Here is a 22,116-nt window from a genome sequence, read left to right as displayed (position 1 = left end):
ACTCGTGACTTAAAAACAGGCGGCATAGTCTAGTGCTCACACCCTTTTGCTGCAACAACTAGCCGCATCCTGGATAAACATAACGCATGAATTTTCTCGCTCACCTGCACCTCGCCCATCTCGCCGACAGCTCCCTCTCCGGGAATTTGCTGGCCGATTTTGTGCGCGGAAATCCTGCGGAAAGTTACTCCGCTGACGTTGTCGACGGGATTTTTATGCATCGCCGCATCGACGTGTTAACCGACAACCTGCCGGAAGTGAAAGAGGCCAAAGAGTGGTTCCGCCCGGAGACGCGTCGCGTTGCGCCCATTACCCTCGACGTAATGTGGGATCATTTCCTGTCTCGCCACTGGGCACAGCTCTCGCCGGAGATGCCGTTGCAGGAATTCATTCATTACGCCCATGAACAGGTGGCGCTGATTTTGCCGGAATCGCCGCCTCGCTTCGTCAATTTGAATCACTATATGTGGTCAGAACGCTGGCTGGAGCGCTACCGCGAAATGGCGTTTATCCAGAACGTGCTGAACGGCATGGCCAGTCGCCGCCCGCGTCTGGACGCCCTGCGCGACTCGTGGCACGACCTGGATACCCATTACGCCGCGCTGGAAACCCGCTTTTGGCAGTTCTATCCGCGCATGATGGCGCAGGCCAAAAACAAACAGCTTTAATATCACTGTCATTGATAGGTTAAAGCTTGGTGAACGATTGTTAGCGCCTCTTTGTGTTCCTGATGAACACTCTCTATACTGGCCCGCGTTGCGTTCCAAATAACCTTAGTATCTACAGGAGAATCATATGGTTCTGGTAACTCGTCCGGCTCCGGATTTTACAGCTGCCGCAGTTCTGGGTAACGGTGAAATCGTTGAAAACTTCAATTTCAAACAGCACACCAACGGCAAAGCGACCGTTCTGTTCTTCTGGCCAATGGACTTCACCTTCGTTTGCCCGTCTGAACTGATCGCATTCGACAAGCGTTACGAAGAATTCCAGAAACGTGGCGTAGAAGTTGTCGGCGTGTCCTTTGACTCCGAATTTGTACACAACGCATGGCGTAACACCCCTGTCGACAACGGCGGCATCGGTGCGGTGAAATACGCGATGGTTGCGGACATCAAACGCGAAATCCAGCAGGCTTACGGTATCGAACATCCGGACGCTGGCGTGGCGCTGCGCGGTTCCTTCCTGATCGACGCGAACGGCATCGTTCGTCACCAGGTTGTGAACGATCTGCCGCTGGGTCGTAACATCGACGAAATGCTGCGTATGGTTGACGCGCTGCAATTCCACGAAGAGCACGGTGAAGTGTGCCCGGCTCAGTGGGAAAAAGGCAAAGAGGGTATGAACGCGTCCCCAGACGGCGTGGCGAAATACCTGTCCGAGAACGTATCCAGCCTGTAATCGGCACGGTTTACGAAAAAAGGCCCGCTTATGCGGGCCTTTTTGTTTTAGAACGCGAAGCATGAACAGCCGAGCACGCCCCAGAACGCCTGTTCGTCGGACACCGGGATCGTCGACTGCCGCGCAATGCCGTGAGCATGTCCATGCACGCCGCAGCTGCCGATGCACTGGTGCATCTGCACTACCGCGCCCACCTTGCTGGCGGCCGGCGGCGCCGCGCGATAATGTCCCGGCACGTTCACCACGGGTGACCACTCCGGCAGAACCGGGATCGGCGGTGGCGCAAGCGGGCTGAAATGCCCGGCGGCGTACACTACTTTGCCATCCACCACGGTCAGCACCGACTCAATGCCCTTGATCTCCTCTTCCGGCACGCTGAAGTAATCCTTCGACAGCACCACCAGATCCGCGAGCTGCCCCTCAACCAGCCGACCTTTCTTGCCCTGCTCGCTGGAGAACCACGCGCTGCCTGCCGTCCACAGCTCAAGCGCCACGTCGCGCGGCAGGCGGTTGTTATCGTCATACATCGCCAGACCGCCAACGGTGCGCCCGGACACCAGCCAGTAGAGCGCCGTCCACGGGTTATAGCTCGCCACGCGGGTGGCGTCCGTACCTAACCCGACGGGCACGTCCAGCTCCAGCATTTTCGCCACCGGCGGCGTGTGTTTCACCGCCTCTTTGCCGTAGCGATCGACGAAATATTCCCCCTGGAACGCCATACGGTGCTGCACCGCAATCCCGCCGCCCAGCGCCTTCACGCGCTCGATATTACGCTCAGTGATGGTTTCAGCATGGTCAAAGAACCAGTGCAGCCCGTTAAACGGAATATCGCGGTTGACCTTCTCGAACACGTCCAGCATCCGGCTGATGGATTCGTCGTAGGTGGCGTGCAGGCGGAACGGCCAGCGGTTTTCCACCAGGTGACGCACCACGCGCTCCAGCTCGTCCTCCATGCCTTCCGGCAGATCCGGACGCGGCTGGAGGAAGTCTTCAAAATCGGCCGCCGAGAAGACCAGCATTTCACCCGCCCCGTTGGCGCGGTAGAAATCGGTTCCCTGCCCGGGCTTGAGCATGTCGGTCCAGCGCTCAAAATCGTCCAGCTCCTGTTTCGGACGCTGGGTGAAAAGGTTATAGGCAATACGCACCGTCATCTGCTCTTTGGCGTGCAGCTGCTCGATGATTTCGTAATCTTCCGGATAGTTCTGGAAACCGCCGCCCGCGTCGATGGCGCTGGTCAGCCCCAGACGGTTTAGCTCGCGCATAAACTGGCGCGTCGAGTTTACCTGCTGCTCAAGGGGCAGCTTCGGCCCTTTCGCCAGCGTCGAGTAGAGGATCATGGCGTTCGGTTTGGCGATCAGCATCCCCGTCGGGTTGCCGTTGTTGTCGCGCACGATCTCACCGCCCGGCGGATTTGGCGTGTCTTTGGTGTAGCCCACCGCCCTCAGCGCCGCGCGGTTCAGCAATGCGCGGTCGTACAGGTGGAGGACAAACACCGGGGTATCCGGCGCGGCATCGTTAAGCTCCTGAACGGTGGGCATTCGGCGCTCGGCGAACTGGAATTCACTCCAGCCGCCCACCACCCGCACCCACTGCGGCGACGGCGTGCGATCGGCCTGATCTTTCAGCATACGCAGCGCATCGGCCAGGGACGGTACGCCCTCCCAGCGCAGCTCAAGGTTGTAGTTCAGGCCCCCGCGGATCAGGTGCAGGTGCGAGTCGTTAAGACCCGGTATCACCGTGCTTCCCTGCAAATCGACAATCTGCGTGCCCTGGGCGGCATAGCTCATGATGCGATCGTGGTTTCCGGTCGCGAGGATCTTACCGTTAGCGATCGCCACCGCTTCCGTTATCGGATTTTCGCGGTCAAGCGTATGGATCTGACCTTTGGTTAAGATCAGCGTAGCAGTTTGAGACATAACGTACTCCTTTGGGCCGGATCAGGCTTTTTTAAGCCATCCGGCAAACAGACGGGTCACGATGGGCATCCACAGCCAGACCACCAGCGCGACCACACAGGCATCGTTAATCAAATGCAGCAGTAAAGAACCTTTCAGGCCGGGCAGGAGCGCCCCGGTGACGAGCGGCACCACGTTAGTGCTCGGGAAGATCACCAGCAGCGTAATAAGAAACTGCTTCCACTGCTTCGGCTTACGCACGTGCGGCTCCGGCGGGGTAAACCAGAACGCCGCTTCGGTACGAACCTCGGTTTTATCCCCTTCCGCCAGCAGCGGTTCAATCTTTTTCACCAGCGCGTTACGGGTGTCGGACTGCGTCCAGGCGTAGAGGTGTTCGAGATTGTCGAAGCGGATAATCACCGTCCACAGGGATTGATCCCCGGACGGACGAATGACGTTCGCGCCAAGATGACCGGGAAATTCCGCCGCGATGGGCATAATTTTGCCTAGCCACTGCTCATAACGCTCGGTTTGCCCCGGAAGCAACGTATGGGTGATCACCAGCGTCACATGTGAATTTTGCGCCATAAAGGTTCCCTGGATTATTGAAAGGCGGGATGGCCCCGCCCGGAAAGGATTACGCTTTGCGCTCTGGCGCGCCGTGAACGAGGGTATAGGCATAATCAACGCCCATCCCGTAGGCGCCGCTGTGCTCGCGCACCAGATCCATCACCGCGTCATAAGTGCCTTTGCGTGCCCAGTCACGCTGGTATTCGAGCAGAACCTGCTGCCAGGTCACCGGCACGGCGCCCGCCTGCACCATGCGGTCGATGGCGCGTTCGTGGGCATCAACGGAGGTGCCGCCGGAGGTATCGGTCACCACGTACACTTCGAAGCCTTCATCCAATGCCATCAGCGCTGGGAAGGTGAGGCACACTTCGGTCCACAGGGCAGAGATGATGAGTTTTTTGCGGCCCGTCGCTTTTACCGCCGCAACAAACGCTTCATCTTCCCAGGAATTCATAGACGTCCGTTCGATAGGTTTAACATCAGGGTGAACGGCCAGTAATTCCGGCCAGATATAGCCGCTAAAACTTTTCGTTTCCACCGACGTGTAGATAACCGGAACATCAAATATTTTGCCTGCTTTCGCCAGGGCGACCGTATTATTCTTCAACAACTGACGATCGATATTGGCTACGCCAAATGACATTTGCGGCTGGTGATCGATAAAAATCAGTGCGGAATTGGATGGGTCAATCAGTTCACGAATAGACATAAAAGTACCTTTTAATCAATATGTTAAAAGCATAAGGTTTTGTGTGCTATATGAGAAAGGGCCCTGACTGATAAAGCAAAGTGAGTATAGCGAGAATTGAATTTGGGGATATTAAAGAAATTTGTCGGCTCTGTTTAATTAAACAGAATGACCTGAAAAAATAGTCAGCTACCGGTGAATAACACCGGCTGCTGACGGGAATTAATTACCGAACCACACGCAGGCAGAAATCGCAGGCAGAGACAAAATGCCCTCCTGCAACGTGCCTTTGCCCTCTTTCAGCTGCCACGCCTTCACGTTGAGCAGCGGAGAGTCGTCCAGCACCACTTCACAGGCCTCGCCCCGGTTAATCGCTACCAGCACGCGCTGCTGGTTATAAACGCGAACAAACACCACCACGTTATCGTGGGCATATATCACCTGACAGCCGCCGTAGCGCAGAGCCTGGCTTTGCTTACGCAGCGTCGTCAGGCGCTGGTACAGGCTGAAGAGCGACGCGTCCTGCCGTTCCGCGTTCCACGGGAAGGTTTTACGGCAGAACGGATCGTTGTTACCGTCCAGCCCCACTTCGTCGCCGTAGTAGATGCAGGGCACGCCCGGCCAGGTAAAGAGCCAGGTGACCGCCAGCGGCAGGCGCGCCACGTCTTTGCCGAGCAAGGATTTAAAGCGCGCGGTGTCGTGGCTGTCGAGCTGGTTAAACATCCGCAGCTGCTGCTGTTGCGACAGCCCGGCGCGGTAGTTGTCCATCCACGCCATACAGGTTTCGGCGTCGATATGCTGAGGATCGTAAGAGATATCGGTATTGGCGAGGAATCCCCACAGCGGGAAGGTAAAGCCGCGATAGTTCATCGACGCGTCTTCGGCATCGGCCTGCAACCACTGGCGCGCATCGCCAAAGTGCTCGCCAAAGACAAACGCCTCGGGCTGCGCCACCTTTGCCGAGCGGGTTATACCGGCAACGTGCTGAAGGTTATTCCGCGCGCCCCCCGCTTCGCCCAGCATATGCACCACGTCCAGACGCCAGCCGTCCATATTCCACGGCGGCTGGAGCCAGTGGCGCACGATGCTGTCTTCCGCGCCATAAATTTCATTCACCAGGGTCTGAGACTGAAAATCGAGCTTAGGCAGGCTGGCGTAGCCCAGCCAGTCCAGCGCGCGCCCCTCTTCATCAAAGCTGTACCACTCCCGCTGCGGCGAGTCGGGGTTATGGCAGGCGCCGCCCATCGACTGATTGTGCCTGTCGAACCAGGCGTGGGAATCCCCGCTGTGGTTGAAGACGCCGTCCAGAATCAGGCGCATTCCCTCCCGTTGGGTATTTTCCCGCAGGCGCAGGAGCGCCTCATCCCCGCCAAACTGCTCGTCAACGTGGCGATAATCTTCCGTATCGTATTTATGCACGCTCGGGGCTTTGAACACCGGGTTGAGGTAGAGCGCCGTGACGCCGAGCTTTTTCAGGTAGGGCAGCTTTTCGCTAATTCCGTCGAGATCGCCGCCGTAAAAGGTCGAGCCGCCCGCCTGTGCGCTCAGCGGTTCGTCCCAACCTTTAAGAATGATGTCGTGCCCGGCGGCGTGGTGGTAATAGATCTTATCCTGCTGCGCCGTGCGTTCTTCACTACGGGCAAAGCGGTCGGTGAAGATTTGATAAAAGACCTGATCGTTGACCCACTGCGGGCCATTGTCCGGATAGTCGACGGCAAACTGCTCAAGCCGCGCAGGGGGAAAACGGCTAAACCCCTGGGGCGTGAACCACAGCTGACGGTTAGCCCACAGCAGCTTAAATCCGTAGCGACGGCGTGGCTGGCCGCTGCGCAGATCGATATTGGCGCGCCACGCCGTGACGCCAGGCTGCGGCTGGGCGCGCTGCTTGTGCATTTTGATCGTGGTTTCTTCGTTATCCACTTCCGCGCGAAGGGTCACCCGCTCGGGCTGGTTTTCACCCGTCAGCCACAGCGTAATGACGAGGTTATCTTTGTTTTGCTTAACAAATGGGGCAACCGGTAGGTGCCAGGCGTTTAACATCACGAATCCCCTTTGATGAAATTGACGTCACCTTGCCACAGGGTTGTTAAGGTTAGTTCATCACGAGAGGATTTATTGGGGGATGAGGTCGGGGGAGGAGGCAAAAAGTCCCCTCTCCCGCAGGAAGAGGGGTCGAAAAACTACTGTGCTTTCGCCAGCTGGCGGTCGCGGCGGCATTTAAACATCCAGCCCACCAGCAGCAGCACAATCCACGCGAAGCCCACATACAGCGAGATACGCGTATCCGGGTGATAGCCAATCAGCCCGATGATAAAGACCAGGAAGATCAGCCCGGTCACGGTGGTTGCCACCCCGCCCGGCACTCTGAACTTCAGCGCTTTCACCTCTTCCGGCGGCAGGCGACGGCGGAACGCAATCTGCGAGAGCAGGATCATGATCCACACCCACACGGTCGCGAAGGTCGCCAGGGATGCAATCACCAGGAAGACGTTTTCAGGCATGATGTAGTTGAGGTACACCGCAAACAGCAGCGCAATGGTCATCACCATCACCGTCACCCACGGAATACCGCGACGCGAGGTTTTGGCGAACACTTTCGGCGCGCTGCCCTGCTCCGCCATGCCGTGCAGCATACGCCCCACGCCAAACACGTCGCTGTTGATCGCAGACAGGGACGCGGTGAGCACCACAAAGTTCAGAATGCTGGCGGCGAAGGTGATCCCCAGATGCTGGAAGGTCAGCACGAACGGGCTGCCCTCGGTCCCCACCTGGTTCCACGGATAAATAGACATAATGACGAACAGCGTGCCCACGTAGAACACCAGGATGCGCATCGGCACGGAGTTAATCGCGCGCGGAATGGACTTCTCAGGGTTTTTCGCCTCACCGGCGGTGATGCCGATGATTTCGATGCCGCCGTAGGCGAACATCACCATTTGCAGAGACATCACCATGCCGAGCCAGCCGTTGCTGAAGAAGCCGCCGTTGCTCCACAGGTTATGGATGCCGGTTGGCTGACCGCCGTTGCCGATACCCCAGATGATGATGCCGAAACCGGCGGCGATCATGATGATAATGGTGGCGACTTTAAAGAACGAGAACCAGAACTCCAGCTCGCCGAACACCTTCACGCTCATCAGGTTAATGGCGCAGATTATCAGCACCACGCTTAGCACCCAAATCCAGTGCGGCACCGTCGGGAACCAGACGCCCATGTAGATGCCGAACGCGGTGACGTCGGCGATGGCGACAATCAGGATCTCAAAGCAGTAGGTCCAGCCGGTGATATACCCGGCCAGCGGGCCTAAGTTCTCCTGCGCGTAGCGGGAGAAGGAGCTTGCAGCGGGGTTATGCACGGACATTTCACCCAGCGCACGCATGATGATATACGCCGCGACGCCGCCAATGATGTAGGCCAGCAGCACGCTGGGACCGGCCATTTTAATGGCATCTGCCGAGCCATAAAAAAGGCCAGTACCGATTGCTGAACCCAGCGCCATAAAGCGAATGTGGCGGGTGCTCAGTCCACGTTTTAGTTTGTTAGTGCTTTCCATTTACGTCTTGCCATTCAACTCGAAAAAACAAAAAACCACGGGGCCTTAAGCCCCGTGGTTAAACAGTTTGTTGCCGTTGATTAATGCGCGTTAGAAGTAACCTGACGCCCTGCTGCACGGTCCCAGATAATGGTCAGAACCAGCGCTACAACGGTAGGCATCAGCCATGCCAGGCCTTGTTCGGACAGCGGCAGACGCTGCGTCCAGGCTGGCAGCACGTCACCGAATGCTGATGCTTTTATCCCGTCAAGGATACCAAAAATAAGGCTGATAAACATGGCTGGCGCAATAATTCGGGAGGAATTATTCCACCACGGGCGGGTGAAGCTCAGCACCACCAGCACGATACACGGCGGATAAATCGCCGTCAGCACCGGAATAGAAACCTGGATCAGGTGGCTCAGACCGAGATTCGATACCGCCATTGAGAAGATGCCCAGAATGAACACCAGCGTACGGTAAGAGAGCGGCAGATACTGCGCAAAGAACTCAGCGCACGCACAGGTCAGGCCAACCGCGGTCACCAGACACGCCAGGAAGATCAGCACCGCCAGCAGCATACTGCCCGCGCCACCAAAGGTGTGCTGCACGTAAGCGTGGAGGATTGCCGCACCGTTCGCGCCCTGATCGACCAGCATTGCGCTGTCTGAACCCAGACGGAACAGCGCCAGATACAGCAGCGTCAGGCCCACGCCCGCCATCAGGCCAGCCCAGATGGTGTAACGGGTCAGCAGACGCGCTTCGGTCACGCCACGGGAACGCGCGGCGTTAACGATAACGATACCAAACACCATCGCACCCAGCGTATCCATCGTAAGATAGCCGTTCACAAAGCCGTTAGAGAACGCGGCGTTTTTATAGGCGTCCATCGCGTCGCTGATAGGACCCGCAGGCCACATGACGGCGGCCACGGACAGCACGATCAGCGCGATGATTTTCATCGGTGCCAGGAAGTTGCCCACGGTATCCAGCAGCTTGCCCGGATAGAGGGAGACCAGAATCACGATAGCGAAGTACACGAGGCTGTAGATAAACAGCGGCATCGCGCCGTCACCGGTCAGCGGGGCGATCCCCACTTCGAAAGACACGGTTGCCGTACGCGGGGTCGCAAACAGCGGACCGACGGCCAGATAGCACACGGTCGCCAGCAGAACGCCCGCCACTTTACCGATTGGCGTGCTAAGGCTGTCCACGCCGCCACCCACTTTCGCCAGCGCGACAACGGTCAGCACAGGTAGACCCACAGCGGTAATCAGAAAACCAATGGCCGCCGTCCAGACGTGTTCGCCTGCCTGTAAGCCAACCATTGGTGGAAAGATGATGTTGCCTGCGCCAACGAACAGCGCAAATGTCATAAAGCCCAGCGCGATGATGTCGCGCGATTTCAAGTGATGGGTCATAGAACCTTACTGCCTGTGGATGTGGTGTTGAAAACGTTGAGATTTCCCTTATCCCTGACGGGACGATACAGCGGAAAATTTGCTCAATTTCAGCGGGAAATGCTCCCGTCCTGGCGTGGCGAAGAATAGTTTTTCGATTTACCACGCAAATACAGTCGGTATGACAGTATATGGGGGGCAATTTAAACGCTTATAACGTTTAAAGGCAAGGTGGGATCTTAAAACCGGAACAATATGCCAGCATGAAAACACAGACCAGCACATTACGCTAAATACTGGAAAAACCCGTGGTTAATCATGCGAACAAAAAACCATCAACCGTATATTATTCATTCGCGTTTCGCTTAACTGCAACGCAAACGGGCCAGCAGTCGCTGGCCCGTGGAAAGGTAAGATGACACGCCTGCTGTCAGGCACTCATTCTGGCAATCAATCTTTCCGGGATAATAAAGCTGAAACGCGTGCCCTTCCCTAACGTGCTCTGAATATCAAGACGGCTATCGTGATGATGAAGCGCGTGCTTCACAATCGCCAGCCCCAGCCCGCTGCCGCCGGTCTGCCGCGAGCGCGCCTTGTCCACGCGATAGAAGCGCTCGGTCAGCCGTGGAAGATGCTCTGGCGCAATCCCCGGCCCGTTATCTTCGACGCTAAACTCCGCTCCTGACGGCAGATGTTGCCACGTCACGACAATGTGCGTCCCTTCCGGCGTGTGGTTCACCGCGTTATAGACAAGGTTTGAGATGGCGCTGCGCAGCTCGTCTTCGCTGCCGCGCACCTTCAGCGCGTTATCCACGTTAAACGTCAGCTGATGCTTTCCGTGGCTCAGGGTCTGCGCTTCACGCTCCACCACGCGCAGCATCATCGGCACGTCGATGGTTTCGTTGAGGGCCAGCGCGGGCGCGGCTTCGATTTTCGATAAGGTCAGCAGCTGCTTCACCAGCCCTTCCATACGGTGCGTCTGCTCGCGCATGGTGTGGAGCGCTTTCTCGCGCGGCGCGCCCTCTAGCGTTTGCTCCTGCATCATCTCCAGATAGCCCTGAAGCACGGTGAGCGGGGTGCGCAGCTCGTGGCTGACGTTGGCAAAGAAGTTGCGCCTTGCCCCCTCAAGCTGGTGCATCTGGGTGACGTCGCGCGCCACCATCAGCCACTGATTATCGCTATAGGGCATTACGCGGATCTCAAGATGACGCCCGTTGTTGAGCTTCAAATTGTGCGGCCGCGTAAAATCGCGCTTTTTCAGGTACAGGGTAAATTCCGGGTATCGCAGCAGGTTGAGGATATTTTGCCCGTTATCGTCCGGCCAGCGCAGGCCCAGCAGCTGCTGCGCCAGGCCGTTGCACCAGAACATGGTGCCCTCTTCCGTGGTGAGGATCACCGCATCCGGCAGCGATTCCGCCCCGCTGCGAAAACGTTTGATCAGGCTGCCCAGCTCGCGGCGGCGCTTTTTATTACGCATCTGCATCTGGTGCAGGCCGTAGAGCAGCGGCTCCCAGCTGCCGCTTCCCGGCGGTGGCGTCATGCTTCGGTCAACCCACAGCCACCAGGAAAGGCGCAGTAAATTCCAGAAATGCCAGATCAGAAGGCCGGTCACCGCCGCCAGCAAAAACCACGGCAAATGGCCAAAAAACGCCCCCAGAATGAGGGCCGGGATACAGCATAAGATCAGTTCAAAAACGAGCCTTTTCCATGACAGACGTTCCAGCACGCGTCACACTCCTGTCATTGTTCAGAAACGGGTAGAAAAACGATAACCCGTGCCGCGGACCGTCTGCACCATACGATCGTGGCCGCTCAGCTCCAGCGCTTTACGCAAGCGGCGAATGTGGACATCAACCGTCCGGTCTTCGACATAGACGTTAGTTCCCCAGACGTTGTTCAGCAACTGCTCGCGGCTGTAAACGCGCTCCGGGTGGGTCATAAAGAAGTGCAGCAGCTTGAATTCGGTAGGGCCCATATCGAGCGGGTTTTCGCCGGTCATGACGCGGTGTGAGGTAGGATCAAGGCTCAGCCCCTGCATCTCAATCACCTCTTCCACCGCCATCGGCGAAATGCGGCGCATCACGGCTTTAATGCGGGCCACCAGCTCTTTCGGGGAGAAAGGCTTGGTGATGTAATCGTCCGCGCCGGTTTCCAGACCGCGCACGCGATCTTCCTCTTCACCGCGCGCCGTCAGCATGACGACCGGAATATCGCGGGTCATGGCTTCACGTTTGAGGTGTTTGATAAACTGCAACCCCGAGCCGCCGGGCAACATCCAGTCGAGTAAAATCAAATCAGGCCAGGGTTCGTTAAGTTGATTCACCGCGCTGTCATAATCTTCCGCCTCGATCGGCTGGAAGCCATTTTGTTCGAGCACGAAGCACACCATCTCACGAATCGGAGCTTCATCTTCTACGACCAGAATACGTCTCGCCATACTTTGCCCTGTCTTATCTTATTTAAGTTACAAGTTTGTAATGCGGCGTCATTATGCGTCAGATTTATGACAGATTTATGAAAAACGATATCACTAAAAATGGCAAACCGTTGTTTTATTACAGCGGATAATTTCCGTTCTTAACGTTTATAATCCCCTCCATCTTTTTTTGCCACGGAACCGCTATGCGCATACTTCACACCTCGGACTGGCATCTGGGCCAAAACTTTTACAGTAAAAGCCGCGCCGCTGAACATGAAGCTTTCCTCACCTGGCTGCTGGACGCGGCCCGGTCGCATGAGGTGGATGCCATTATCGTGGCGGGCGATATTTTTGATACCGGGCAGCCGCCGAGCTATGCGCGCGAACTTTACAACCGCTTTGTCGTTAATTTGCAGCAAACCGGCTGTCATCTGGTGATTGTTGCGGGCAATCACGACTCGGTGGCAACCCTTAACGAATCTCGCGACATTCTCGCCTTCCTGAATACCACGGTGGTGGCCAGCGCCGGACACGCGCCGCAGATCCTCAAAAAACGCGACGGCACGCCGGGGGCGGTGCTCTGTCCGATACCGTTTTTACGTCCACGGGATATCGTGCAGAGCCAGGCGGGGCTTTCCGGCAGCGAAAAGCAGCAGCATCTGCTTCAGGCCATCACCGACTACTATCACCAGCAGCACGCCGAGGCCTGCGCCCTGCGCGGCGCGCAGCCAATTCCGGTGATTGCTACAGGGCATTTGACCACCGTCGGTGCCAGCAAAAGTGACGCGGTACGTGACATCTATATCGGCACGCTGGACGCTTTCCCGGCGCAAAACTTCCCCCCGGCCGACTACATCGCGCTGGGGCATATTCACCGCGCGCAGATAATTGGCGGCTGCGAGCACATTCGCTACTGCGGTTCGCCGATTTCCCTGAGCTTTGACGAAACCGGCAAGGCTAAATGCGTGCATCTGGTGACCTTTAACGACGGCAGGCTCGGTACGGTAGAGTCGCTGGAAGTGCCCGTTACCCAGCCGCTGGCGGTGCTGAAAGGAGATTTAGCGGCCATCACCGCGCAGCTGGAACAGTGGCGCGACAAAGAGCTTAACCCGCCCGTCTGGCTGGATATCGAAATCACCACCGACGAATACCTGCACGATATGCAGCGTAAAATCCAGGCCCTGACGGAAGACCTCCCCGTCGAGGTGCTGCTGGTGCGCCGCAGCCGCGAACAGCGCGAGAAAATTCTGCTCGGCGCGCAGCGCGAAACCCTGAGCGAGCTGAAGGTCGAAGAGGTTTTCGAGCGTCGTCTGGCGCATGAAGAGATTGACGATGAGAAGCGCGCGAGGCTCAACGAGCTGTTCAGCTACACGCTCGCCACGCTGAACGATGAGGAGGAAAACGCATGAAAATCCTGAGCCTGCGTCTGAAAAACCTCAACTCCCTGAAAGGCGAGTGGAAAATCGACTTTACCGCTGAGCCCTTTGCCAGCAACGGCCTGTTTGCCATTACCGGCGCGACCGGCGCGGGGAAAACCACCCTGCTCGACGCCATCTGTCTGGCCCTGTACCACGAAACGCCGCGCCTGCAAAAAGTCTCGCAGGCGCAAAACGATCTCATGACGCGGGATACCGCCGAGTGCCTGGCCGAGGTGGAATTTGAGGTCAAAGGGGTCGCCTATCGCGCATTCTGGAGCCAGAACCGCGCGCGCAACCAGCCGGACGGGAACTTACAGGCGCCGCGCGTAGAGCTGGCGCGCTGTGAAGACGGTAAAATTCTGGCGGATAAAGTCACGGACAAGCTGGAACAGACCGCCGCCTTAACCGGGCTGGATTACGATCGCTTTACCCGCTCCATGCTGCTCTCGCAGGGGCAGTTTGCCGCGTTCCTTAACGCCAGACCCGGCGACCGGGCGGAGCTGCTGGAAGAGCTGACAGGCACGGAGATCTACGGCCAGATTTCGGCCAAAGTCTTTGAACAGCATAAAGCCGCCCGCAGCGCGCTGGAGAAGTGTGAAGCGCAGGCCGCGGGCGTCGTGCTGCTCAGTGAAGAGCAGCAACAGCAGTTGCAGCAAAGTTTGCAGGTACTCACTGACGAAGAGAAAATCCTGCTGGCGCAACAGCAGCATCAGCAGAAAGAGTTTCAATGGCTTACGCGCAGCGATGAGCTGATTCAGGCGCAGCAGCGTGCAACCGCTCAGCAGCAGCAGGCGCAGCAGGCGCTGGCAGACGCCGGGCCCGAGCTGGCGAAACTCCAGCTGGCACAGCCTGCGGCGCAGCTGCGCCCGCTCTGGGAGCGTCAGCAGGAGCAGACCGCGCGCCTGACGCAAACCCGCCAGCAGATCGACGAAGTAAACACTCGCTTACATGCCAGAACCGCGCTGCGCGGGCGTATTCGCACCGCCGCGCTACACGCTCGCGAGCAGTTACAGGCCGAGCTGACGTCCGTTGCCCGCTGGCTGGCCGAGCACGACCGTTTCCGTTACTGGGGCCAGGAAATTGCCGGATGGCGCGCGCATTTTGCCCAGCTTCATCGGGATAATCAGCAGCTTACAACGCTCGCCGCCCGTATTCATGAGCTGCGCCAAAAGCTCAGCAGCCTGCCGGAAACCAGCCTGAGGCTGAATGCCGATGAGGTTGCGATGGCGATGGAGCAACAGACCCGCTCGCGCGCCGGGCGTCAGCGCCTGACCGCGCTTCATGCCCGCTATCAGCCGCTGCAACAGCGCATAGCGCAAAACGGCGAAAGCCTGCAAAAAGCGCAGGCGGAGCAGACCCGCCTTAACGAAACCCTGGCCCTGCGCAGGCAGCAGTATAAAGAGAAAAACCAGCACTATCAGGATGTTGAGCTGCTGTGCAGGCAGGAAGAGAAGATCAAAAGCCTGGAGGCAGAGCGCGCGCTGTTGCAGTCCGGGCAGCCCTGCCCGCTGTGCGGCTCCACGACGCATCCGGCGGTCACGGCCTATCAGGCGCTGGAGCTGAGCGCGAACCAGCGCCGTCGCGACGAGATGGCAAAAGAGGTCGCCGCGCTAAAAGACGAGGGGCTATTAGTTCTGGGGCAGGTTAACGCGCTTACCCAGCAGATCCAGCGTGAAACGGACGCGGCGCAGACATTAGCGCAGGAGGCGCAGGCGCTGGGCACAGAGTGGCAGGTGGTGTGCGCCAGCCTGAACGTAACCCTGAATATTCAGGATGATATCGCGCCGTGGATGAACGAGCAGGAACACTACGAGCGTCAGCTTTATCAGCTCAGCCAGCGCCTGACGCTGCAAAATCAGCTTAACGAGCAGGAAGAGCAGCAGCGCCAGTACCAGCAACAGCTGGACGCGAACCGCCAGACGCTGGAAAGCGCGCTGCACCGGCTTGGCCTGGCCGTGCCGGAAGCGGGAACCGAACCGGCGTGGCTCGCCGAGCGCGAAGGTGAATCCGCACGCTGGCAGGAAATTCAGACCCGGCACAACGCCATTCAGGAGCGTATTAACGCCCTGACGCCGCTTCTCGACACCCTACCTCTGAGCGAGAACGCCGACGCTGAGGCGACGATCCCGGACAACTGGCGCGACGTGCATAACGAGTGCGTTTCTCTGCAAAGCCAGCTCGCCACGCTTCAGCAGCAGGAAGGGCTGGAAAGCGAACGGTTGCAGCAGTCGCAGGCGCAGTTCGCAACGGCGCTGGCGGCAAGCGCGTTCAGCAGCCAGGAGGCGTTCCTCGCCGCGCTGCTCGATAACGACACGCTGATGCGTCTTGAGCAGCTTAAGCAGACGCTGGAGAACCAGAACCAGCAGACAACGGCGCTGCTCGTGCAGGCGAACCGGCAGCGTGAGGCGCATCAGGCACAGCGCCCGGAAGGGCTGAACGCTGACGCTGCGACCTTACAAGCCGAGCTGCAACGGCTGGCGCAGCGGCTGCGTGAGAACACCACCCATCAGGGCGAAATCCGCCAGCAGCTGAAGCAGGATAGCGATAACCGTCTGCATCAGCAGGCGCTGATGCAGCAAATTGACGAGGCCGCGCGGCTGGCCGACGACTGGGGATATCTTAACGCGCTGATCGGCTCCAGCACCGGCGATCGCTTCCGCAAATTCGCTCAGGGACTGACGCTGGATAATCTGGTGTGGCTGGCAAACCAGCAGCTTAACCGCCTGCACGGGCGCTATCTCTTGCAACGCAAGGCAAGCGATGCGCTGGAGCTGGAGGTGGTGGATACCTGGCAGGCCGACGCGGTGCGCGACACACGCACGCTGTCGGGCGGCGAAAGCTTCCTGGTGAGCCTGGCGCTGGCGCTGGCGCTTTCCGACCTCGTAAGCCACAAAACGCGGATCGATTCGCTGTTCCTGGATGAGGGGTTCGGCACGCTGGACAGCGAAACGCTGGATACGGCGCTGGATGCGCTCGACGCGCTTAATGCTACGGGGAAAACGATCGGGGTGATCAGCCACGTCGAGGCGATGAAAGAGCGCATTCCGGTGCAGATCAAGGTGAAGAAGATCAACGGGCTGGGGTATAGCCGGCTGGACAGGGAGTTTGCGGTGAATTGAATGGGGGGACGGTGCGGTCTGGTGCCCTCACCCTGGCCCTCTCCCACAGGGAGAGGGAACTGTTCCAGCGACTCCGGCCGTATGTTCCTATCCATCTTCGAGGAGATGTTTCATTCCGGCCACAGCCACGCGGCGCCCCGCACGCCACTGGAATCCCCGTGTACCGCTTTGCGGATCGGCGTTTCACACTCCCCGCCGAACACCCACTGCTTCACCAGATTAGGCACCGTGGCATACAGACGATCCACGTTGCTCATGCCGCCGCCCAGCACGATCACGTCGGGATCGAGAATATTCACCACGTGCGCGAGCGACTTCGCGAGGCGAATTTCGTAGCGGCTGAGCGCCAGTCCGGCAACCGGGTTTTGCTCCTCAACCAGGCGCATGATCTCGTTACCTTTTAACGGATTTCCGCTGAGGCGATGGTAATCGGTGGCAAAGCCGGTGCCGGAAATAAAGGTCTCAATGCAGCCCTGCTTGCCGCAGTAGCAGGGCACTTCGGCGCGATACTTCAGCTCGTCCTCGTCCATCCACGGCAAGGGGTTGTGTCCCCACTCGCCCGCCGTGCCGTTGCCGCCGATGTGCGCACGACCGTTAAAAGCCACGCCCGCGCCGCAGCCGGTGCCAATAATCACCGCAAACACCGTCTGCGCGCCAGCGGCCGCGCCGTCGATGGCCTCGGACACCGCCAGACAGTTAGCATCGTTCGCCAGACGCACCTCGCGCTTCAGGCGCGCGCTGAGATCTTTGTCAAAAGGCTGGCCGTTGAGCCAGGTGGAGTTCGCGTTTTTAACCACCCCGGTATAGGGCGAAATAGAGCCGGGGATCCCCAGCCCCACGGTGCCGGTCTGCCCGGTCTCCTGCTCGGCCATCTCGACAAGGTGGGCAATGGTTTCAATGGTCTGATGATAGTCGTCGCGCGGTGTCGGCAAACGGTGGCGGAACAGCTGCTCCCCCTGCTCGCTCAGTGCAATCACTTCTGTTTTCGTCCCGCCTAAATCAATCCCAATACGCACAGCACGCTCCTCTTTATTTTGATTATCAACAGAGTAGAAGTCCGCTACCCGATTAGCAATGCAAGCGAGGCGACAATTCGCTATCATGCCCGCTGATTTAACGACAAGGCCGTGGAAATTATCATGCTGTGGTTCAAAAATTTGATGGTTTACCGTCTTAGCCGCGACGTTTCGCTGCGTGCTGAAGAGATGGAAAAACAGTTAGCCGCTTACACCTTCACCCCTTGCGGTAGCCAGGACATGGCGAAGACCGGCTGGGTTCCGCCGATGGGTTCACAAAGCGATGCGCTGACCCACGCCAGCAGCACGGGTCAAATCGTCGTTTGTGCGCGTAAAGAAGAGAAGATCCTGCCCACGCCGGTGGTAAAGCAGGCGCTCGAAGCGAAGATCTTCAAGCTCGAGGCCGAACAGGGCCGCAAGCTGAAAAAAACTGAAAAAGATTCCCTGAAGGACGAAGTGCTGCACTCCCTGCTGCCGCGCGCCTTTAGCCGTTTCAGCCAGACCATGATGTGGATCGACACCGTAAACGGGTTGATCATGGTCGACTGCGCCAGCGCGAAGAAAGCGGAAGATACGCTGGCGCTGCTGCGTAAGAGCCTTGGCTCGCTGCCGGTTGTGCCGCTGGCGCTAGAAACCCCGATTGAGCTGACGCTGACCGAGTGGGTGCGCAGCGGAACGGCCGCTCAGGGCTTCCAGATCCTCGACGAAGCCGAGCTGAAAGCGCTGCTGGAAGACGGCGGCGTGATCCGCGCGAAAAAGCAGGATCTGGTGAGCGACGAGATCGCGGTTCACATCGAAGCGGGCAAAGTAGTAACCAAGCTGGCGCTCGACTGGCAGCAGCGCATCCAGTTTGTGATGTGCGACGATGGCTCCGTGAAGCGCCTGAAGTTCTGCGACGAACTGCGCGATCAGAACGAAGATATCGATCGGGAAGATTACGCTCAGCGTTTTGACGCGGACTTTATTCTGATGACGGGCGAACTGGCTGCGTTGATCCAGAGCCTGGTGGAAGGTCTCGGCGGCGAAGCGCAGAGATAATCCGGTATCCCTCTCCCCCAATGGGGAGAGGGAAGAAAAAGGTTATTTCAGGTAGCGGCACAGATAAGAGGTTGGTTCAGCCACCTGCAAATGGAACTCGCTGTGCGCAGGGACGTTGAAAACCTGCCCGGCAGCAAAGACTTTCCACTCGGTTTCACCCGGCAGTAAGACGTTCAGCGCACCGCTGACAACCGTCATCTCTTCGGCTTCCGCCGTGCCAAAGGTATATTCCCCTTCAGCCATCACCCCAACGCTGGCGCGGCCAGTGCTGCTGCTGGTAAAACCAATGGATTTCACTTTACCGGAAAAGTATTCGTTACTCTGAAGCATGTACTGGCCCTTATATTTATTAGAGAAAAATCCACTATAGGGGCCATGCTCATGAACTGTCACGCAAAATCATTACGCCAGCAGTTCAGACGCCAGATGCGCCATTAAGACGTTAGATAACAGGACCGGGACATCGAGCGCTTTTTGCAGTAAATCCCGGTGGCGCTGATGAAAACCCAGGCAATCCAGCATCAGCACGTCGGCGCCCCTGTCCAGCAGCGACTGCCCGGAGGCGATAAGCGCCGCATCGCTATCGTGGATAGGGTGCGCCAGCGCATAGAGGGGGGTCTTCTCAAGCGTGCTCCACTTCGCGGCCTGGAGCGCAAGAAGTTCTTCGATGGGGACAATCACCCCCACCTGATGACCATCTACAATGGAGGCCACCAGCGGCGGGATAATGCGCATAGGTTCAAGTAAAATCGCGTTGTGCGCCGACAGCCCCTTAATCGGCGCGGTGCTCATCAGCAAAATCACGTCGTAACCTTGATTATCGAGCACCTCAATCACGCCTTGCAGCGCGCGCTCAATTTTCTGGCGCGACACGTGCGCCATGTGACCGTCGTTTAACAACGTCGGCAGAGGGTCATCCCCCTCGTCGATAGCGTAGTCTTCCATGACCTCTGCCCGACTCATCTTCCCGAGCAGGCTAAGATGCGTGATCTGTTGTTCAGAGACATGCTCCGTCAGGAGCGGTAATACTTCGCTTACAGGCACCACACCGATAGTGAGGATCGCCAACGTCGCCTTCATGTTGATCGCCTTCCGTTACTGCTACTGCTGCCACACAGGTACAGGCTCAGCACTCTGCACTGTTCATTTTTTCTACAAAACAGCACCAAGAGTAGCAGCAGATCTTTACCCCATAGTGTAAAGATCCACGGCCATTACCGAATCTGCCTGTAATAACTGAACTTTAACTCCTGCTTAACATTTTGGATGGTTGAAAAGTGTGATTAAGGCACGATTAAGGACGCTTTAGGATTTTTATCAGGACTTCTCAGGATCTTCGTAGCGCCGTTTCGCATCGAGCGCTTCCTGCTCAGTTTCATGTTCACTGATCAGGGAATCCGGCTTCGGGTGATCGGCACGCAGCTGATACCAGGTCACGGTCTGGTCGCTGGCACCTTTTTCAACGGTCACAATGCGTGCTTCACGCGGATAGGGAGGTCTGGTTGGCATAGTTCATCCTTTTTAAAGATTTTATTGTCTGAACTATGAGTATAGACGGCGCTTAGCTGGCGCACGCCAAACGCAGGGCGGTAATAATCTGAATCACAACCTCTTTGGGTGACGCGGATGCATCCACCACGTGGTGTGCCGCCTCGCGGTACAGCGCATCGCGCTCGGCCAGCACGTCGCTCACCTCTTCGCTGATAGGCTTGCCGGTCAGCGTGGGACGTTGCCCCTCTTCCGGGAAGGCTTCGAGGCGCTCAACCAGGGTTGAAACCGGCGCGCAAAGATAAATCACAATTCCGTTCTCACGCATAAACTGGCGATTATGCTGCGCCAGAATAATGCCGCCGCCGGTCGCGATAACCGTGGATGGCGCGGTGACCGCTTTAAGCGCGGCGGTTTCACGGGCGCGAAAGCTTTCCCAGCCCTCGTCTTCCACGATGTCGGCAATAGATCGTCCTGCATGGGTCTGAAGCCAGTGGTCGGTATCCACGAATGCGCTGTGACAGGCGTGAGCCAGTTCAAGGCCAACGGTGGATTTCCCACAGCCGCGGGGGCCAACTAAAAAGATGGGTTGGGTCATAACCAGGTGTTCCCCTTGATGCCGGATGGCCGAAGAGTGTAAAGAAATCATTGCAGAAGATGTTGCGTTTACTTTACTGCAAAGCGGTACGTGATGACAACCCTGCGGTCGCCCCACTGTACCACAAATTGACAATTATTATCATTTAGCGCTGCGGCGTTTGACTTCCAGCAGCCATTTATCCAGCTCGGCGGCAAACTGCTGGCGGTCGCGCTGGGACAGGCTGTCCGGCCCGCCGGTCTGCACGCCGCTGGCGCGCAGGGTATCCATAAAGTCGCGCATGGTGAGCTTTTCGCGAATGGTCGCCGGGGAATAACGCTCCCCGCGAGGGTTCAGCGCGGCGGCGCCTTTCTCCAGCACTTCAGCCGCCAGGGGGATATCGGCGGTGATCACCAGGTCTTCAGGGCTGCACAGGCGCACAATCTCGTTATCCGCCACGTCAAAACCCGCAGGCACGCGCAGGGAGCGGATAAACCGCGACGGCGGAACGCGGATATTCTGGTTCGCCACCAGCGTTAACGACATCTGTACGCGCTCGGCGGCACGGAACAGGATCTCTTTGATTACGTTCGGACACGCGTCCGCATCAACCCAAATCGCCATATTGTCTCCCCTTAATGATCTTGCCGACTATTGTCCCCCGCTTTTCGTTGTTAAGCTATAACCCAACGCTATCGATCATAAACAACAACGCATAAGAACGGAGAGGCATGATGGAGAAGAAAATCGGTTTTATCGGCTGTGGCAATATGGGAAAAGCCATTCTTGGCGGATTAATCGCCAGCGGTCAGGTGCTGCCGGGCCAGATTTGGGTGTATACCCCGTCGCCCGATAAAGTCGCCGCGCTGCGTGATGAATACGGTATTAACGCTGCGGAAAGCGCGCAGGAAGTAGCTCAGGTGGCGGATATCGTCTTTGGCGCCGTGAAGCCCAACATCATGATTAAAGTGCTGAGCGAAATCACCTCCAGCCTGAATAAAGAGACGCTGGTGGTGTCGATTGCCGCTGGCGTGACGCTGGATCAGCTGGCGCGCGCGCTGGGCCATGACCGCAAAATCGTGCGCGCCATGCCAAACACCCCGTCGCTGGTGAACGCCGGGATGACCTCCGTCACCCCGAACGCGCTGGTGACGTCAGAAGATACCGCCGACGTGCTGAATATCTTCCGCTGCTTCGGTGAGGCCGAGGTGATTGCCGAGTCGATGATCCATCCGGTCGTGGGCGTGAGCGGCTCTGCGCCAGCCTATGTCTTTATGTTTATCGAAGCGATGGCCGATGCTGCCGTACTTGGCGGGATGCCGCGCGCGCAGGCGTACAAGTTTGCAGCGCAGGCGGTGATGGGCTCCGCCAAAATGGTGCTCGAAACCGGGAAACACCCGGGTGAACTGAAGGATATGGTGTGCTCGCCTGGCGGCACCACGATTGAAGCCGTTCGCGTGCTTGAAGAGCGCGGGTTCCGGGCGGCGGTCATCGAAGCGATGACGAAGTGCATGGAAAAATCAGAAAAACTGAGCAAGTCCTGATGCGACATGCCGG

The 22,116-nt window shown here is 57.9% G+C and carries 20 protein-coding genes; 6 read left to right on the top strand and 14 right to left on the bottom strand.

The window, feature by feature from the left end; translation table 11 throughout:
• The first annotated feature begins 86 nt into the window (after positions 1 to 86).
• Together acpH and ACSVHP_RS06415 are read left to right on the top strand one after the other, a co-directional pair.
• Positions 87 to 668, top strand: a complete 582-nt coding sequence (gene acpH / locus ACSVHP_RS06420) for an ACP phosphodiesterase (protein WP_234675135.1) — start codon at positions 87 to 89, stop codon at positions 666 to 668.
• 127 nt (positions 669 to 795) lie between these two features.
• The gene (locus ACSVHP_RS06415; protein WP_131633292.1) at positions 796 to 1,398 is read left to right on the top strand and encodes a peroxiredoxin; all 603 of its coding nucleotides are present in this window, start codon (positions 796 to 798) and stop codon (positions 1,396 to 1,398) included.
• 47 nt (positions 1,399 to 1,445) lie between these two features.
• Here ACSVHP_RS06415 and ACSVHP_RS06410 read toward each other — a convergent pair whose 3' ends face one another.
• The 8 genes from ACSVHP_RS06410 to phoB form a co-directional block, all read right to left on the bottom strand.
• Positions 1,446 to 3,314 (bottom strand): amidohydrolase, encoded by a 1,869-nt coding sequence (locus ACSVHP_RS06410; RefSeq protein WP_447551316.1) that lies wholly within the window; start codon positions 3,312 to 3,314, stop codon positions 1,446 to 1,448.
• A gap of 21 nt (positions 3,315 to 3,335) precedes the next feature.
• Entirely contained in the window at positions 3,336 to 3,881 is a 546-nt protein-coding gene (locus ACSVHP_RS06405; protein ID WP_447551315.1) for an antibiotic biosynthesis monooxygenase, read from the bottom strand.
• 49 nt (positions 3,882 to 3,930) lie between these two features.
• A complete protein-coding gene (locus ACSVHP_RS06400) occupies positions 3,931 to 4,572 on the bottom strand; it encodes a hydrolase (RefSeq protein ID WP_234675132.1) in 642 nt (213 codons plus the stop codon).
• A 201-nt stretch (positions 4,573 to 4,773) separates the two neighbouring features.
• Positions 4,774 to 6,591, bottom strand: a complete 1,818-nt coding sequence (gene malZ / locus ACSVHP_RS06395) for a maltodextrin glucosidase (protein WP_447551313.1) — start codon at positions 6,589 to 6,591, stop codon at positions 4,774 to 4,776.
• Positions 6,592 to 6,731: 140 nt separating this feature from the next.
• Positions 6,732 to 8,105 (bottom strand): proline-specific permease ProY, encoded by a 1,374-nt coding sequence (gene proY, locus ACSVHP_RS06390; RefSeq protein ID WP_447551312.1) that lies wholly within the window; start codon positions 8,103 to 8,105, stop codon positions 6,732 to 6,734.
• Between the two features lie 80 nt (positions 8,106 to 8,185).
• A complete protein-coding gene (gene brnQ, locus ACSVHP_RS06385) occupies positions 8,186 to 9,505 on the bottom strand; it encodes a branched-chain amino acid transporter carrier protein BrnQ (RefSeq protein ID WP_234675129.1) in 1,320 nt (439 codons plus the stop codon).
• Between the two features lie 409 nt (positions 9,506 to 9,914).
• Positions 9,915 to 11,210 (bottom strand): phosphate regulon sensor histidine kinase PhoR, encoded by a 1,296-nt coding sequence (gene phoR / locus ACSVHP_RS06380; protein ID WP_417314265.1) that lies wholly within the window; start codon positions 11,208 to 11,210, stop codon positions 9,915 to 9,917.
• A gap of 21 nt (positions 11,211 to 11,231) precedes the next feature.
• Positions 11,232 to 11,921 carry a phosphate response regulator transcription factor PhoB gene (gene phoB, locus ACSVHP_RS06375; RefSeq protein ID WP_234675127.1) on the bottom strand — a complete coding sequence of 230 codons (690 nt, stop codon included), beginning with the start codon at positions 11,919 to 11,921 and terminating at the stop codon, positions 11,232 to 11,234.
• A gap of 185 nt (positions 11,922 to 12,106) precedes the next feature.
• Between phoB and sbcD the strand changes: the two genes are divergently transcribed.
• Complete coding sequence (sbcD, locus tag ACSVHP_RS06370) at positions 12,107 to 13,312, top strand: exonuclease subunit SbcD (protein ID WP_447551311.1); 1,206 nt, start codon at positions 12,107 to 12,109, stop codon at positions 13,310 to 13,312.
• Positions 13,309 to 16,440 carry an exonuclease subunit SbcC gene (gene sbcC / locus ACSVHP_RS06365; RefSeq protein WP_447551309.1) on the top strand — a complete coding sequence of 1,044 codons (3,132 nt, stop codon included), beginning with the start codon at positions 13,309 to 13,311 and terminating at the stop codon, positions 16,438 to 16,440. Before sbcD ends, sbcC begins: the two co-directional genes overlap by 4 nt.
• Positions 16,441 to 16,550: 110 nt before the next feature.
• On the opposite strand, the gene mak is transcribed toward sbcC, so the two are convergent.
• Positions 16,551 to 17,456, bottom strand: coding sequence for a fructokinase (gene mak / locus ACSVHP_RS06360; RefSeq protein WP_417314261.1), 906 nt, complete (start codon positions 17,454 to 17,456; stop codon positions 16,551 to 16,553).
• 123 nt (positions 17,457 to 17,579) lie between these two features.
• Between mak and rdgC the strand changes: the two genes are divergently transcribed.
• Positions 17,580 to 18,494 (top strand): recombination-associated protein RdgC, encoded by a 915-nt coding sequence (rdgC, locus tag ACSVHP_RS06355; RefSeq protein ID WP_234675123.1) that lies wholly within the window; start codon positions 17,580 to 17,582, stop codon positions 18,492 to 18,494.
• Between the two features lie 42 nt (positions 18,495 to 18,536).
• On the opposite strand, the gene ppnP is transcribed toward rdgC, so the two are convergent.
• From ppnP to ACSVHP_RS06330, 5 genes are all read right to left on the bottom strand, one after another.
• A complete protein-coding gene (gene ppnP / locus ACSVHP_RS06350) occupies positions 18,537 to 18,824 on the bottom strand; it encodes a pyrimidine/purine nucleoside phosphorylase (protein ID WP_234675122.1) in 288 nt (95 codons plus the stop codon).
• A gap of 72 nt (positions 18,825 to 18,896) precedes the next feature.
• The gene (locus ACSVHP_RS06345; protein ID WP_447551307.1) at positions 18,897 to 19,574 is read right to left on the bottom strand and encodes an AroM family protein; all 678 of its coding nucleotides are present in this window, start codon (positions 19,572 to 19,574) and stop codon (positions 18,897 to 18,899) included.
• Positions 19,575 to 19,811: 237 nt separating this feature from the next.
• Positions 19,812 to 20,003 (bottom strand): protein YaiA, encoded by a 192-nt coding sequence (yaiA, locus tag ACSVHP_RS06340; RefSeq protein ID WP_234675120.1) that lies wholly within the window; start codon positions 20,001 to 20,003, stop codon positions 19,812 to 19,814.
• A gap of 52 nt (positions 20,004 to 20,055) precedes the next feature.
• Positions 20,056 to 20,580, bottom strand: a complete 525-nt coding sequence (gene aroL / locus ACSVHP_RS06335; protein ID WP_447551306.1) for a shikimate kinase AroL — start codon at positions 20,578 to 20,580, stop codon at positions 20,056 to 20,058.
• 141 nt (positions 20,581 to 20,721) lie between these two features.
• Complete coding sequence (locus ACSVHP_RS06330; RefSeq protein WP_234675118.1) at positions 20,722 to 21,183, bottom strand: YaiI/YqxD family protein; 462 nt, start codon at positions 21,181 to 21,183, stop codon at positions 20,722 to 20,724.
• A 110-nt stretch (positions 21,184 to 21,293) separates the two neighbouring features.
• On the opposite strand from ACSVHP_RS06330, the gene proC reads away from it, so the two are divergent.
• A complete protein-coding gene (gene proC, locus ACSVHP_RS06325; protein ID WP_234675198.1) occupies positions 21,294 to 22,103 on the top strand; it encodes a pyrroline-5-carboxylate reductase in 810 nt (269 codons plus the stop codon).
• Positions 22,104 to 22,116: the final 13 nt, after the last annotated feature.

The organism is Enterobacter sp. 186315, assembly GCF_053290175.1.
The sequence above is the reverse complement of the archived record's forward strand: the minus strand, read 5'-3'. Positions and strand labels throughout refer to the sequence as shown.

What these genes read in the sequence shown, in the direction of transcription:
- proY (WP_447551312.1), bottom strand. Translation starts at nt 8,105, where the DNA reads ATGGAAAGCACTAACAAACTAAAACGTGGACTGAGCACCCGCCACATT.
- ACSVHP_RS06345 (WP_447551307.1), bottom strand. Translation starts at nt 19,574, where the DNA reads ATGAAGGCGACGTTGGCGATCCTCACTATCGGTGTGGTGCCTGTAAGC.
- sbcD (WP_447551311.1), top strand. Translation starts at nt 12,107, where the DNA reads ATGCGCATACTTCACACCTCGGACTGGCATCTGGGCCAAAACTTTTAC.
- proC (WP_234675198.1), top strand. Translation starts at nt 21,294, where the DNA reads ATGGAGAAGAAAATCGGTTTTATCGGCTGTGGCAATATGGGAAAAGCC.
- ACSVHP_RS06330 (WP_234675118.1), bottom strand. Translation starts at nt 21,183, where the DNA reads ATGGCGATTTGGGTTGATGCGGACGCGTGTCCGAACGTAATCAAAGAG.
- aroL (WP_447551306.1), bottom strand. Translation starts at nt 20,580, where the DNA reads ATGACCCAACCCATCTTTTTAGTTGGCCCCCGCGGCTGTGGGAAATCC.
- acpH (WP_234675135.1), top strand. Translation starts at nt 87, where the DNA reads ATGAATTTTCTCGCTCACCTGCACCTCGCCCATCTCGCCGACAGCTCC.
- ACSVHP_RS06405 (WP_447551315.1), bottom strand. Translation starts at nt 3,881, where the DNA reads ATGGCGCAAAATTCACATGTGACGCTGGTGATCACCCATACGTTGCTT.
- ppnP (WP_234675122.1), bottom strand. Translation starts at nt 18,824, where the DNA reads ATGCTTCAGAGTAACGAATACTTTTCCGGTAAAGTGAAATCCATTGGT.
- malZ (WP_447551313.1), bottom strand. Translation starts at nt 6,591, where the DNA reads ATGTTAAACGCCTGGCACCTACCGGTTGCCCCATTTGTTAAGCAAAAC.
- ACSVHP_RS06410 (WP_447551316.1), bottom strand. Translation starts at nt 3,314, where the DNA reads ATGTCTCAAACTGCTACGCTGATCTTAACCAAAGGTCAGATCCATACG.
- phoB (WP_234675127.1), bottom strand. Translation starts at nt 11,921, where the DNA reads ATGGCGAGACGTATTCTGGTCGTAGAAGATGAAGCTCCGATTCGTGAG.
- sbcC (WP_447551309.1), top strand. Translation starts at nt 13,309, where the DNA reads ATGAAAATCCTGAGCCTGCGTCTGAAAAACCTCAACTCCCTGAAAGGC.
- ACSVHP_RS06400 (WP_234675132.1), bottom strand. Translation starts at nt 4,572, where the DNA reads ATGTCTATTCGTGAACTGATTGACCCATCCAATTCCGCACTGATTTTT.
- brnQ (WP_234675129.1), bottom strand. Translation starts at nt 9,505, where the DNA reads ATGACCCATCACTTGAAATCGCGCGACATCATCGCGCTGGGCTTTATG.
- ACSVHP_RS06415 (WP_131633292.1), top strand. Translation starts at nt 796, where the DNA reads ATGGTTCTGGTAACTCGTCCGGCTCCGGATTTTACAGCTGCCGCAGTT.
- yaiA (WP_234675120.1), bottom strand. Translation starts at nt 20,003, where the DNA reads ATGCCAACCAGACCTCCCTATCCGCGTGAAGCACGCATTGTGACCGTT.
- rdgC (WP_234675123.1), top strand. Translation starts at nt 17,580, where the DNA reads ATGCTGTGGTTCAAAAATTTGATGGTTTACCGTCTTAGCCGCGACGTT.